This is a genomic window from Mesorhizobium sp., assembly GCF_024509055.1.
In the GTDB taxonomy this organism is placed as follows: Bacteria; Pseudomonadota; Alphaproteobacteria; order Rhizobiales; family Rhizobiaceae; genus Mesorhizobium.
Genome location: NZ_JANINM010000469.1, coordinates 1 through 13,105 on the forward strand (window position 1 = coordinate 1; position 13,105 = coordinate 13,105).

Consider the following 13,105-nt stretch of genomic DNA (forward strand, 5'->3'; position numbering starts at 1 on the left):
GGCATCGAACTGCATGAACTGGCGGAAGCGGCCCGGGCCGGGCTTCTCGTTGCGGAACACCCAGCCGGAACGGTAGCTGCGATAAGGTTTCGGCAGCTTCTCGAAATTTTCCGCCACGAAGCGCGCCGTCGGCGCGGTGAGGTCGTAGCGCAGCGACAGCCACTGGTCGTCGTCGTCCTGGAAGGAGAACACACCTTCGTTCGGTCGGTCCTGGTCCGGCAGGAACTTGCCCAGCGCATCGGTGTATTCGATCATAGGCTGGTCGACCGGCTCGAAGCCGTACAGCTCGTAGACCGAGCGGATGGTGGCCATCATCTTTTCGACGGCGCGGATGTCCTCGGCGCTGCGGTCGGCAAAACCGCGCGGCAGCCGCGCTTTCGTCTTTTCAGATTTGTCGGCCATGGGTGGGTCTTCTCTAAAACTGGCTCATTCCGGGCGCGCGTTTCCTAAACGATGCGGCCCGGAGCGGCAAGGGAGTCCTCCTTCTCCCTCGGCCTTGACGCCCGAAACAAATCGCGCCGAGAACGAAACAATTCCGCCATAAGTGCGGCATGCTGCCGACACAATCGGCGACCATAAAGCCGCCTAGGAGAAGGGGCTTGGGCCATGATCGCGGCGGAAGAATTCGACATCGTCGAGCGCAGACATTTGATTGCTCGGCGGCAGCAGGCCGGCGCGTCAGCGTCGAAAGCCGCGGCCCAGCCGGCTGGACCGTTCGACGTCGCGGCTGAGCCGCGCAGACCGACCGGGCGTGATGCGCTCATGACCGGACTATTGGTACTTTATCCGGCTTTTGCTGCAGTAGCGGCCATCATCGCGGGATTGCTGCTCGCTCGCGCCAGCGGCTTTTGATTCCCGTTTCTCACTTCGGCCGCTTCAGCTTCTTCCTCTCGGCCTCCGCCTCGGCGCGGCAATAGCAGCCTTCGAGGTGATCGTTGACCAGTCCCATCGCCTGCATGAAGGCGTAGACCGTAGTCGGGCCGACAAAGCTCCAGCCGCGCTTCTTCAGTTCCTTCGAAATCCGTACCGAGACCGCCGTCGTCGGATTGGCGCGCAGATGCGCGAGGTCGACTACTTCTGGCCGCTCGTCCGGACCCGGCTCGAACTTCCAGAACCAGGCGGCCAGCGAGCCGAATTCATCGACCATCTCGCGGGCGCGCTTGGCGTTGTTGATGGTCGAGACGATCTTGCCGCGATGGCGAATGATGCCAGCATTACCGAGCAGGCGCTCGACATCCTCGTCGGTGAAGGCAGCCACCTTGTCGAAGTCGAAGTTGGCGAAGGCTTCGCGAAAATTTTCGCGCTTGCGCAGGATGGTCAACCAGGAAAGGCCCGACTGGAAGCCTTCCAGGCAGATCTTCTCGAACAGCCGGCGGTCGTCCGTCACCGGCCGGCCCCATTCATGGTCGTGATAGTGGAGATAGTCCGGCAGGTTGCCGTGCCAGAAGCAGCGTGCCTTGCCGTCGGGTCCTTCGAGAACGCCTGAGTTTTCCTGTCCCATCGCTGCCAGATCCATTCGTTAATGCGCCGGAGCGCTGATTTTACCGTGGCTTTACCAGATTCCTGAACCGGCCGGTAACCACACCAAAAGGTTTACTGACAAGTCGGCATTTTACGCATTCCGATTCATGTTTTGCTTGCCGCTCAGCGCCAAGGATCGCGAAGCCGAGGGCCCTCCCCGCCCCGGACGAGTTCGACGATCAAGGTGCGTTCCGATGAAGACAGCGTTCTGTTCCCTGCTCGGCGCAGTGGCGGTTCTTGCCGCCGGCGCCATCCCCTCGCTTGCCAATGACCGCTATGCCGAACGGCCGCCGGTGGTGGTGAGCCCCGATCTCTCGGCGCCCTGGCTGCTGCAGCTTGGACAGGCGCCCGGAATCGTTCGGCCGACGCGCCAGGCAACCCAGCAGCCGCTGCAGCGGCTTTTCCAGGCAAAGCCCGATCAGCAGCGCACGGCGGCCGTGCAGGCGCCGGCCAAACGCATGGTGATGCGGCCGCAGATCAACCCGATTTACCTGCCGCAGGAAGTGGCCTATGACGGGCCGGCAAAGCCGGGCACCATCGTCATCGATACCCACCAGAACTTCCTCTACCTGGTCGAGAAGGACGGCAGGGCGCGGCGCTATGGCGTCGGCACCGGCAAGCCCGGCTTCGAGTGGTCGGGCACGCACAAGATCACCGACAAGAAGGTGTGGCCGGACTGGCGCCCGCCGGCGGAGATGATCAAGCGCGAGGCGGCCAAGGGCCGCTACCTGCCGACCTATCTGGCCGGCGGTATGGAAAACCCGCTCGGCGCGCGCGCTCTCTACATCGGCACGACGGAATACCGCATCCACGGCACCAACCAGCCATGGACGATCGGCGGCGCGGTGTCGTCGGGCTGCATCCGCATGCGTAACGAGGATGTCGTCGACCTTTATGAGCGCGTGAATGTCGGAACCACGGTCGAGGTGATATAGTAACCGCGAATCAAGTGGCGAGACCGCAGAGCTTTTTGGCGGATACTGTTGCCTTAAAGTCATTGTGCGGTTTCGCGAGACCTGCTTAGCTTGTGAAGAGTTTACGGGGGACGGGCCGTGTGGGGATACGGTCGGTCGCGAAAGGGCAGCACGGGAAACCGCGCTGCCCTTTTCTTTTCCGCTCCGTGCGACGGGTCGCCGCGAAAACAGGGCGTTTCGTATTCGGGGGCTGATTTCGCGGGCGCGCTCTGCTATTGCAGCGCACAATTCCTGTTCAGGCAGAGGTTTCACCCATGTCACGGTCCGACGACAGCCGCTATCTCAGGGGCGGTCCGGTCGCCCAGCGTATCATCGCTTCGGTGCGCGAAGACGCGGCGATCGCCACGGCGGAAGGTTTTCCGCCGAAGCTCGTCTCCATCACCGTCGGCGACACCGACGCGGTCGACGTCTATGTGCGCAACCAGCGCGCCAAGGCCGGGCTTGCCGGCATCGGCTTCGAGGAAAGGCGTTTTGCCGCCGACATTTCGGCCGGCGAACTGGAGGCCGCCATCCACGGCCTCAACGCCGATCCGCGCGTCACCGGCATCATCATCCAGCGTCCGGTTCCGCTGCATATCCCGATCAAGACGCTGCAGGCGGCGGTGCATCCGCTGAAGGACGTCGAGGGCATGCATCCGGCCTCGATCGGCAACATCGTCTACAACCAGCTCGATCTTGCGCCCTGCACGGCGGCCGCCTCTGTCGAGTTGCTCAAGGAAACCGGGCTCGACCTCAAGGGGCTCGAGGTGGTGGTCGTCGGCCATTCCGAGATCGTCGGCAAGCCGATCGCCTTCCTGTTGATGAGCGAGGGCGCGACCGTGACGGTCTGCCACCACATGACGCGTTCGGTGGCCGCGCATGCGCGACGCGCCGATGCCCTGTTCGTCGCCGTGGGCAAGCCGCGGCTGATCAAGGCCGACATGGTCAAGCCCGGAGCCTGCGTCATCGACATCGGCATCAATTCGGAAATCGGGCCTGACGGCGAAAGCCGCATCGTCGGCGACGTCGATACCGAAAGCGTCAAGGAAGTGGCTGCCTGGATCACGCCGGTGCCGGGCGGCGTCGGCCCGTTGACGGTCGCGATCCTTTTGCGCAACACGATGGTGGCGCTCAACCGCCAGCGCGCGCTTTATCGCGCGACCTATGGTGTGGCGGACCAACTCGCGGCGGAATAGCCGCCGCGCTACTCGGCGGCTAGCGGGATTTTGTCGGACACGCCTTCCGGCTTCGGGCCACCATAGGCCCAGTCAAGCAGCTTGATCGTATGCACCACCGGCAGCTTCGCGACGGACGCGATCTGGGTGATGCAGCCGATGTTGCCAGTGGCCACGATCGAGGCGCCGGTCGCCTCGATGTTTTTGACCTTGCGGTCGCGCAGCTTCGCCGAAATCTCGGACTGCAGGATGTTGTAGGTGCCGGCCGAGCCGCAGCAGAGATGGCCTTCGCGCGGCTCGCGCACGACAAAGCCGGCCTTGATCAGGAGTTCCTTCGGCTGACGCGTGATCTTCTGGCCGTGCTGCATCGAGCAGGCGGAATGATAGGCGACGATCGTGCCCGGCTTGCGCACCGGCTCGGGCAGGTCGAGGCCGGCGAGATATTCGGTGATGTCCCTGGCAAGGGCCGAAACCCGCGCGGCCTTCTCGGCATAGACCGGATCGAGACGCAACATGAAGCCGTAGTCCTTGATCGTCGTGCCGCAGCCGGACGCAGTGATGACGATCGCGTCGAGCCCGCCCTTCTCGATGGCATTGGTCCATGCATCGACATTCTGCCTGGCGGACGCAAGCGCCGCTTCCTCGCGACCCATATGATGGACGAGCGCGCCGCAGCAGCCCTCGCCTACCGGCACCACGACCTCGACGCCGAGCCTTGTCAGCAAGGAGATGGTCGTTTCGTTGATCGCCGGATCGAGCACCGACTGCGCACAGCCGGTGAGGATGGCGACACGGCCGCGCTTCGCGCCCTGCCCGGCATGCGTGCCTGGCGAAGCCATCGGCGACGCCGGCGGGATCGACGAGGGCGCAAGCTTCAGCATAGCCGCGACCGGCTTCAGCGCCGGCAGCTTTTCGAACAGGCCGATGAAGGGCCTACCGAGGCCAGCGAGCTTCAATGCGGTGCGGAAGCGACTTGGATAAGGCAGCACGGAAGCCAGCATGGCGCGCGTCAGCCGGTCGAGCAGCGGCCGCTTGTAGGTCTCCTGGATGTGAGCCCGGGCATGATCGACCAGATGCATGTAGTTCACGCCCGAAGGACAGGTCGTCATGCAGGCGAGGCAGGACAGGCAGCGGTCGATATGGGTGACGATCTCCTTGTCGGCCGGGCGGCCGTTCTCCAGCATGTCCTTGATCAGGTAGATGCGGCCGCGCGGCGAGTCGAGTTCGTTGCCCAGGGTGACGTAGGTCGGGCAGGTGGCGGTGCAGAAGCCGCAATGTACGCATTTGCGCAGGATCTTCTCCGATTCCGCGACATGCGGATCGGCAAGCTGTGCGGCGGAGAAATTGGTCTGCATCTATTCGTCCTAAGCCATGCGGCCGGGGTTAAGGATCTGCTTGGGATCGAACTCGGTCTTCAGTCGCGCCGACAGCGCGGCGAGATACTGCGGCTGCGGCTCGAACACCGGGACCGCCGCGCGATGCGGGGCGGAGGCGCGCACCAGCGTTGCATGGCCGCCGCCATGCTTGTGGATGAGACCGCGCAGCAAGTCGGCCTCCGGGTCGTCCTCGCGCATTGCAAGCCAGACCAACCCGCCCTGCCAATCGTAGAAAGCGTCGACGGCCGCCTGCATGCGCAGCGCCATGACCATGTGATGCGCCTGCGAGGGCGCCATCGAGACGCGCCAGATCGGCCCGCTCTTGCCATCGGAGAAAGGTGCGCAGTCGCGGATGTCGCGCCAGACGGTCTTTGACGCCTCGCCAGCGATCTCTTCCAGCGGACCGGCCTTGCCGAGCAATTTTCGCAACGCTTCGATGCGGTAGACGACCGACGGGCCAAAGCCTTCGACGCGCAGCAGCGTGGCGGCATCGCTGCCGTGCCTGCCGTCGGCGACGCGCGCGGCGATGCGCTCCGGCAGGTGTGCCGCGCTCGATACTTCGGCGCTGGAGCCGAGAGCCAGCGCCATGGCGGCAGCCGCGGCATCGTCGAGAAGGCCACGGATGGCCAAAGTCACCTCGGTCTCGGCCGCTGGCAGCACCTTGAAGGTGACGTCCGTCAGCACGGCAAGCGTGCCCCAGCTTCCCGCCATCAGCTTGGAGAGATCGTAGCCGGTGACGTTCTTGACGACGCGGCCGCCTGACTTGAAGGCTTCGCCACGACCGGACACCGCATTAACACCGAGGATATGGTCGCGCGCCGCACCGGCCTTAAGGCGGCGAGGACCTGACAGGTTCGAGGCCAGAACGCCACCGATCGTGCCCTTGCCCGGCTGTGCGCCGAGCAGCGGACCGTAGTCCATCGGCTCGAAGGCGAATTGCTGGCCGTTTTCGGCCAGCATTTTCTCGATCTCGGCAAGCGGCGTGCCTGCGCGGGCCGACAAAACCAGTTCGGCTGGCTCGTAGAGGGTCACGCCGGCGAGATGCGACAGGTCGAGCGTGTGCTCGGTCTGGAGCGGACGACCGATGCCGCGCCTGGAGCCATGGCCAAGGAGTTCGAGCGGCGTTTCCTCCGCCGCCGCCCATTGGACGGTGGAGAGGACTTCGGCGGATGTGGATGGGGTGAAGGTGGTCATGGCTGGTGAGCGCCTTTCCTCGCCCCCGCGAAGCGGGGGAGACGTGGCTCGGGCGAAGCCCGAGATAGGCCGAATTCCGCCAGCATCTCCATTCAAAACCTCGATATGACGTACTGGCCGTGCGCTCTCATCGTAGAGCGCCTTCCCCGATGGCACGCAGAACCCAAAGCTTGTCGGCCTCTGACACCTTTAGTTGGCCCAATCTGGTTCGGCCGGAAGTCGAGATTCTGAGTACATTTCTTCCTGGAAACTCCCGCTTCAACGTCAGCAAGCCCAGGTGCACTAAAGATTTCAGGTCACGCGTATATGGTGGACATCGCGAGCTTCCCACCATCATCCCCCCTTCGCTGTAACGCTCAGTGAATACCCACAGCAAAGCACCCATGCGGCGGAGGGACGGCGGAGAAACAATCGGCTTTCGATCGGGTCCGTATCTCCAATCGCCAGCCAGCCGCGTATCGGCGAGGCGATCATTGATGATCTTGGACAATGGAGAAGGTGGGGAGGGTGGCTTCTTAGTCATCTCCGCTCAAAACCTCGGAATATCCGGAAACGCCACTTGCCCGCGATGCACATGCATCCTTCCCAGCTCCGCGCAGCGGCGCAGTTGCGGGAAGACCTTGCCGGGGTTGAGCAGGTGATTGGGATCGAAGGCGCATTTGACGCGCATCTGCTGGTCGAGATCGATCTGGTTGAACATTTCCGGCATCAGGTCGCGCTTCTCGACACCCACACCGTGCTCGCCGGTCAGCACGCCGCCGGCTTCCACACAAAGCCGCAGGATGTCGGCGCCGAAACTCTCGGCCTTGTCGAGCTCGCCGGGCACATTGGCGTCGTAGAGGATCAGCGGATGCAGGTTGCCGTCGCCGGCATGGAAGACATTGGCGACGCCGAGACCGTATTTTTCGGAAAGGTCGCGCATGCCGGCCAACACGCGCGGCAGTTCCTTGCGCGGAATGGTGCCGTCCATGCAGTAATAATCGGGCGAGATGCGGCCGACCGCCGGGAAGGCCGCCTTGCGCCCGGCCCAGAAGCTCAGCCGCTCCTGCTCCGACTGCGAGATGCGGCAGGTGGTCGAGCCGTTGCGGTAGGCGATCGCCTCGACGAGGCCGATGAGGTGATCGACCTCGACGCCCGGTCCGTCGAGCTCGACGATCAACAGCGCCTCGACGTCGAGCGGATAGCCGGCATGGACGAAATCTTCCGCCGCGTGGATCGCCGGGCGGTCCATCATCTCCATGCCGCCGGGGATGATGCCGGCGCCGATGATATCGGCGACGCACTGGCCGCCTTGCTCGCTGGTCGGGAAGCCGATCAGCAGCGCGCGCGCCGTTTCAGGCTTCTTCAGGATGCGCACCGTAACCTCGGTGACGACGCCGAGCAGGCCTTCGGATCCGGTCATGACGCCGAGCAGGTCATAGCCTTCCTGGTCGAGATGGCTGCCGCCGAGGCGCACCACCTCGCCATTCATCAGCACCATCTCGATGCCCAGCACATTGTTGGCGGTGAGCCCGTACTTCAGGCAGTGCACGCCGCCGGAATTTTCCGCAACGTTGCCGCCGATCGAGCAGGCGATCTGGGAGGATGGATCGGGGGCGTAGTAGAAGCCCTCCTGCTCGACGGCGGTGGTTATGCCGAGATTTGTGACGCCCGGCTGGGCGACGACGATGCGGTTCGGGTAGTCGATCGCGAGGATGCGGTTGAAGCGGCTCATCACCAGCAGCACGGCATCCTCGAGCGGCAGCGCGCCACCGGAGAGCGAGGTGCCCGAGCCGCGCGGCACGACGCGGATGTTGCGCTCGTTGCAGTACTTCAAAACGCGCGAGACCTGGGCGACGGTTTCGGGCAACACCACGACCAGGGGCAGTTGCCGGTAGGCGGTGAGGCCGTCGCTCTCGAAAGCTCGCATTTCGTTGGCGGCATCCACGACGCCCTCGCCCGGCACGATGATGCGCATGTCGGCGACGATCTCGGCGCGCCGGCGCATCGTCCCGGCATCTGGCTTGGGCATGGCAAGGCCGGACATGGGCTGCCTCATCTGGCTTGACTGGTCAAAATCTTTTACCAGTGAAGCGCGTTTGTTGCAAACGCTGCTTTGGGCGGATCGAGTGCCCGAAGCACGGACGGGCTTCCGCAGCGGCAATCTGCCGCTGCGTATCCATCGTGTTTGAAGAGGCTGCGCCGGTTATTCGCCCGGGTGCTTGGCCGGCTCGGAGTGCATGCGCCGCACCCGGCGCACGCCCCACCAGACCAGAAGGACGGCGAATGGCACCGACGCGGCAGTGACAACCTCCGGCGCGAAAGCATGGCCGAAGATCGACATGCCCTCGGCGACGTGGCCGACAAGCCCGACCACGTAGTAGGAGACGGCCGCGACCGAGAGGCCTTCGACGGTCTGCTGCAGGCGCAGTTGCAGCCGGGCCCGGTTGTTCATCGACGCCAGCAGGTCGCGGTTCTGGCGCTCGACCTCGACATCGACCCATGTGCGCAGCAGCGTGGTGGCGCGGGTGAGTTTGCGCGACAGGTTGGCCTGGCGCTCCTCGACCGAGCGGCAGGTGCGCATGGCCGGCGCCATGCGCCGCTGCAGGAAGCCCACCCAGGTGTCGTAGCCTTGCACCGGCTCCTCGTCCAACGCCTCCAGCCTTTCGGTGACGATGCCGTCATAGGCGCGGCTGGCGCCGAAACGGTAGAGACTGGACGCGGCATCGGCCTCCAATTCGGCGGCGAGTTCGGTGAGGTCGGCGAGCAACGTCTGGCTGTCGCGGGTCTCGGCCGCCTTCATCTCCAGCGTGGTCTGCGCCAGACGGTCCTCGATGCGGCGGGCGCGGCCGGACAGCGTCAGCGCCAGCGGCAGGCCAAGCATGGCCAACGTCCGGTAGGTCTCGATATCGATCAGCCGCTGTGACAGGGCGCCTGTGCTCGCCGGCGTCAGGTCGCGATCGAGCACCAGCATGCGGGTCAGCCCGTCTCCGTCCTGGCGGAAATCGGTGATGATGGCGGCGGCACCGCGTTCAACCAAGGAATAGCAGAGGCTTGTCGGATCGAAGCCCGCGATCAGCTTTTCGCTCGCCTGCGTCCACTTGCGGATCTCGAGCCGGATGCCGGAAATCACCGTTCCGGGCGGCGAAAAACCGTTTCCGAAGGGCGAATCCTCCTGTCCGCGGCCGTTCTCTGCCAGCGGTCCTTCCCAGAGATAGGTCGAGAATTCCGTATGCCGCTCCCAGCGCAGCGAACCGTTGCCCCATCTCATGGCATGGTGGCGCGCGTGACGGTCGGGCGCAGCGATACCAAGCCGCCTGGAGAGGTCCGAGAGCACCGCATGGTCGACCGCCGAGCCGCCTTCGGTCATGAAGGAAAGCTGGACGAGCACGCGCGGCTTCTCGACCAGCGGGTGCGGGCGCGCATGGACCTCGCCCAGGGCGCCGGGGCGACCCTCATGCGCCGGAAAGCCCATGACGCTGCCCTGGGTGCGCGGCTGGAATTCGAGGTTGGACGTCTCGTCCGACACGGCTGGTCCCCCTGTTTCGACCTTTCGTGCAACCCCGCCGTCTTGCGGCAATCGGCAAGGCACGTAAACAGCAAACTTTAGCAACCGCCGATGGGGTCGCGCGGCACTCAAGCCGACCAGATCCGGCGAATTGGATAAATAATTTGACCAGTTGGCGACAGAGGCTTTAATCTGGGCGGCATCCACTCCGTTCCCAGGCGCCCTCCGTTGAGCGACATCTTCTCCAGGATCGAGCATTCGCGCACCGCCGACGAGGTGGTGCAGCAGATCGAGAGCCTGATCCTCGAAGGCGTGCTGCGCACCGGCGACCGGCTGCCGGGCGAGCGCGAGCTGGCGCGCCAGTTCGACGTCTCGCGGCCGATCCTGCGCGACGCGCTGAAGGCGCTGGAAGGGCGCGGCCTGCTCACGACACGGCCCGGCGGAGGCACGCATGTCGCCGACGTGATCGGCCAGCTCTTCACCAAGCCGGTGACCGACCTCATCTCCACGCACCGCAAGGCGGTGACCGACTATCTGGAATACCGGCGCGAGATCGAAGCTGTGGCGGCCGAATATGCGGCGCGGCGCGCGACGCCGGAGGACCTCGCGTTGCTCAACCGCATCATGGCGCGCATGGACGAAGCGCACAGGACCGGCGACTTCGACGACGAGGCCGAGATCGATGTCGAGTTCCATCACGCGGTGTGCGAGTGCGCGCACAACATGATCCTGTTGCATACGCTGCGCTCCTGCTACCGGCTGCTTTCCGAGGGTGTGTTCCAGAACCGACTGCTCGTCTTCACCGTGCCCGGCGCGCGCGAGGCGCTGCTTGAGCAGCACCGGGCGATCCATGCCGCGATCAAGGCCGCCGATCCGGCCACCGCCCGCAAAGCGGCCATGGACCACATCACCTATGTCGAGCGCTCTATGGCCGAGGCCGAGCGCAGCGGCGACTGGCAGCGCGTGTCGCGGCTGAGGCTGAGGCAGCGCTCGGACGCCGGCGACATCGAACCCACACGCAAACGCTCCTAAGCATTGACCTAGCGGGGACCACCATGAGCGACATCCTCACCATAGCCGACCTCAAGGACCTGGCCCGCCGCAAGGTGCCGAAGATGTTCTTCGACTATGCCGATTCCGGCGCCTGGACCGAAGGCACCTACCGCGCCAACGAAGAAGACTTCCAGAAGATCAAGTTCCGCCAGCGCGTGCTGGTCGACATGAGCAACCGCTCGCTGGAATCGACCATGATCGGCGAGAAGGTGGCGATGCCGGTGGCGCTCTCCCCGACCGGACTGACCGGCATGCAGCACGCTGACGGCGAGATGCTGGCGGCCCAGGCGGCGGAGGAATTCGGCGTCCCGTTCACGCTGTCGACGATGAGCATCTGCTCGATCGAGGACGTCGCCTCGGCGACAAGCAAGCCGTTCTGGTTCCAGCTCTATGTGTTGCGCGACAAGGATTTCGTGCTCAACCTCATCGACCGCGCCAAGGCGGCGAAATGCTCGGCACTGGTGCTGACGCTCGACCTGCAAATCCTCGGCCAGCGCCACAAGGATGTCCGCAATGGGCTCTCGGCGCCGCCCAAGATGACGCTTGCCAATATCCTGGACCTGGCCCTGAAGCCACGCTGGTGCCTCGGCATCGCCGGCACGCCGCGTCGCACGTTCCGCAACATCGTCGGCCATGCCAAGGGCGTCGGCGACGTGTCCTCGCTGTCATCGTGGACGACGGAGCAGTTCGATCCGCATCTGTCGTGGAACGACGTCGCGTGGATCAAGGAACGTTGGGGCGGCAAGCTGATCCTGAAGGGCGTCCTCGACAAGGAGGACGCGCTGATGGCCGCCCAGACCGGCGCCGACGCGATCATTGTCTCCAACCATGGTGGCCGGCAGCTCGACGGCGCACCATCCTCGATCTCGGTGCTGGAGGAGATCGCCGATGCGGTCGGCGACAAGATCGAAGTCCACATGGACGGCGGCATCCGTTCGGGCCAGGACGTGCTCAAGGCGCTCTGCCTTGGCGCCAAGGGCACCTATATCGGCCGGCCGTTCCTCTACGGCCTCGGCGCGATGGGCAAGGCGGGAGTCACCAAGGCGCTCGAGATCATCCGCAAGGAGATGGACATCACGCTGGCGCTGTGCGGCAAGCGTCTTGTCACCGACATGGGCAAGGACCAGCTATACCGTTGAACCGCATCGAGCGGTGCGGGTCATTGTCTTAAACCGCGGCCTAGACCTGACCCGGCGGCGGGCATTTGGGGACGCGCGCTAGGGCCTTGTTCACTGATCCGCCCTAGTTTCCCGTGGTGATCGACATGGAGGCTCGCCTTGATTGAGACCGGCATCCACTATCTCGACGCGCGCGGGCCGGACAGCATGCGGCTCTATGCCATCGGCGACGTGCATGGCCGCCATGACCTGCTCGCCGCCATGCACCGCCGGATCGAAAGCCAGCTCGAATATGCGCCGGCATCCGACTGGCGCATCATCCATCTCGGCGACTATGTCGATCGCGGGCCGGACTCCAGAAGTGTCCTCGATTTCCTGATCGAGGCGCGAAAGCGCGATCCGCGCAACATCATGCTTGCCGGCAACCACGACATCGGGATGCTCGACTTTCTCGCCAATGCCGAGCCGGACGGGCTGTTCATGAACTATGGCGGCGTCCAGACGGCGCAGTCCTACGGCGTTGACCTCGTGCGCGACGCGCAATGGTTCGGCAAGGCGGAAGCGATCGGCCGGGGACATATGACGCTGGTGAAAGCGGTGCCGCCCGGCCATATCGACTTCCTGCGGTCGCTGCCCTTTTCGGTCAGTTTCGGCGACTTCTTCTTTTGCCATGCCGGTATAAGGCCAGGCGTGCCGCTCGACCGCCAGAACCAGCATGACCTGATCTGGATCCGGGACGCCTTTCACGACCATACCGGGCTTTATCCGAAAGTGATCGTGCACGGGCACACGCCTGTGCCCGAGGCCGAGGTCAAGGCCAACCGCGTCAACGTCGACACGCTCGCCTGGCAATCAGGGATGCTTAGCGCGCTCGCCATCAACGGCGGCGACAAGCGCATCATCGATGTGCAGGGAAAAGCCTACTAGGCCCGGTCCCGGCGCGGCGCGCTTCCGATTTGTGGTGATCAGTCGAGCGAGGCCGTGACGCCGTAGCCGTCGACGGCCCGGTGGTTAGTCGCTGCATCGGCGGCATAGATGCCGAGACCGCACAGGACGATGGCAGACAGCATGACAAAAGACAGGAGCGCTGCTTTCACGGAAGTCATCTCTGGTTAAGCTTTCAGCATCTGTGCACGAGGCGGTTACCAATGCGTTGAAACGCTAAAATGCGTCTCAATGTTTCGACGATTTCGCGTAGCTAAGCAGATTCTGTATCGCCGGTGTGTCG

The 13,105-nt window shown here is 64.4% G+C and carries 13 protein-coding genes; 6 read left to right on the forward strand and 7 right to left on the reverse strand.

Annotated features, from left to right (window positions below; genetic code table 11):
- Nucleotides 1-402 (reverse strand): ATP phosphoribosyltransferase regulatory subunit (locus tag Q0L57_RS27140; protein WP_296746151.1); only part of this gene is annotated, 402 nt, incomplete at its 3' end.
- 204 nt (nt 403-606) lie between these two features.
- Between Q0L57_RS27140 and Q0L57_RS27145 the strand changes: the two genes are divergently transcribed.
- A complete protein-coding gene (locus Q0L57_RS27145) occupies nt 607-852 on the forward strand; it encodes a hypothetical protein (protein WP_296746152.1) in 246 nt (81 codons plus the stop codon).
- Nucleotides 853-862: 10 nt separating this feature from the next.
- On the opposite strand, the gene Q0L57_RS27150 is transcribed toward Q0L57_RS27145, so the two are convergent.
- Entirely contained in the window at nt 863-1,501 is a 639-nt protein-coding gene (locus Q0L57_RS27150) for a DNA-3-methyladenine glycosylase I (protein WP_296746162.1), read from the reverse strand.
- A gap of 214 nt (nt 1,502-1,715) precedes the next feature.
- On the opposite strand from Q0L57_RS27150, the gene Q0L57_RS27155 reads away from it, so the two are divergent.
- Nucleotides 1,716-2,456: a L,D-transpeptidase gene (locus tag Q0L57_RS27155; protein WP_296746153.1), complete on the forward strand. Its 741-nt coding sequence runs from the start codon at nt 1,716-1,718 to the stop codon at nt 2,454-2,456.
- Nucleotides 2,457-2,749: 293 nt separating this feature from the next.
- Nucleotides 2,750-3,670 (forward strand): bifunctional 5,10-methylenetetrahydrofolate dehydrogenase/5,10-methenyltetrahydrofolate cyclohydrolase, encoded by a 921-nt coding sequence (locus tag Q0L57_RS27160; protein ID WP_296746154.1) that lies wholly within the window; start codon nt 2,750-2,752, stop codon nt 3,668-3,670.
- An 8-nt stretch (nt 3,671-3,678) separates the two neighbouring features.
- On the opposite strand, the gene glcF is transcribed toward Q0L57_RS27160, so the two are convergent.
- The 4 genes from glcF to Q0L57_RS27180 form a co-directional block, all read right to left on the reverse strand.
- On the reverse strand, nt 3,679-5,004 hold the full coding sequence (gene glcF, locus Q0L57_RS27165) for a glycolate oxidase subunit GlcF (protein ID WP_296746155.1): 1,326 nt from the start codon (nt 5,002-5,004) through the stop codon (nt 3,679-3,681).
- 9 nt (nt 5,005-5,013) lie between these two features.
- The gene (gene glcE, locus Q0L57_RS27170; RefSeq protein WP_296746156.1) at nt 5,014-6,219 is read right to left on the reverse strand and encodes a glycolate oxidase subunit GlcE; all 1,206 of its coding nucleotides are present in this window, start codon (nt 6,217-6,219) and stop codon (nt 5,014-5,016) included.
- Between the two features lie 529 nt (nt 6,220-6,748).
- Nucleotides 6,749-8,245 carry an FAD-linked oxidase C-terminal domain-containing protein gene (locus tag Q0L57_RS27175; protein ID WP_296746157.1) on the reverse strand — a complete coding sequence of 499 codons (1,497 nt, stop codon included), beginning with the start codon at nt 8,243-8,245 and terminating at the stop codon, nt 6,749-6,751.
- Between the two features lie 159 nt (nt 8,246-8,404).
- Nucleotides 8,405-9,727 carry a DUF3422 family protein gene (locus Q0L57_RS27180; protein WP_296746158.1) on the reverse strand — a complete coding sequence of 441 codons (1,323 nt, stop codon included), beginning with the start codon at nt 9,725-9,727 and terminating at the stop codon, nt 8,405-8,407.
- Between the two features lie 207 nt (nt 9,728-9,934).
- Between Q0L57_RS27180 and Q0L57_RS27185 the strand changes: the two genes are divergently transcribed.
- From Q0L57_RS27185 to Q0L57_RS27195, 3 genes are all read left to right on the forward strand, one after another.
- On the forward strand, nt 9,935-10,738 hold the full coding sequence (locus Q0L57_RS27185) for an FCD domain-containing protein (RefSeq protein WP_296746159.1): 804 nt from the start codon (nt 9,935-9,937) through the stop codon (nt 10,736-10,738).
- 23 nt (nt 10,739-10,761) lie between these two features.
- Nucleotides 10,762-11,898 carry an alpha-hydroxy acid oxidase gene (locus Q0L57_RS27190; RefSeq protein WP_296746160.1) on the forward strand — a complete coding sequence of 379 codons (1,137 nt, stop codon included), beginning with the start codon at nt 10,762-10,764 and terminating at the stop codon, nt 11,896-11,898.
- A 138-nt stretch (nt 11,899-12,036) separates the two neighbouring features.
- Nucleotides 12,037-12,804, forward strand: coding sequence for a metallophosphoesterase (locus Q0L57_RS27195; protein ID WP_296746161.1), 768 nt, complete (start codon nt 12,037-12,039; stop codon nt 12,802-12,804).
- 38 nt (nt 12,805-12,842) lie between these two features.
- On the opposite strand, the gene Q0L57_RS27200 is transcribed toward Q0L57_RS27195, so the two are convergent.
- Nucleotides 12,843-12,974 carry a hypothetical protein gene (locus Q0L57_RS27200; RefSeq protein WP_263498119.1) on the reverse strand — a complete coding sequence of 44 codons (132 nt, stop codon included), beginning with the start codon at nt 12,972-12,974 and terminating at the stop codon, nt 12,843-12,845.
- Nucleotides 12,975-13,105: the final 131 nt, after the last annotated feature.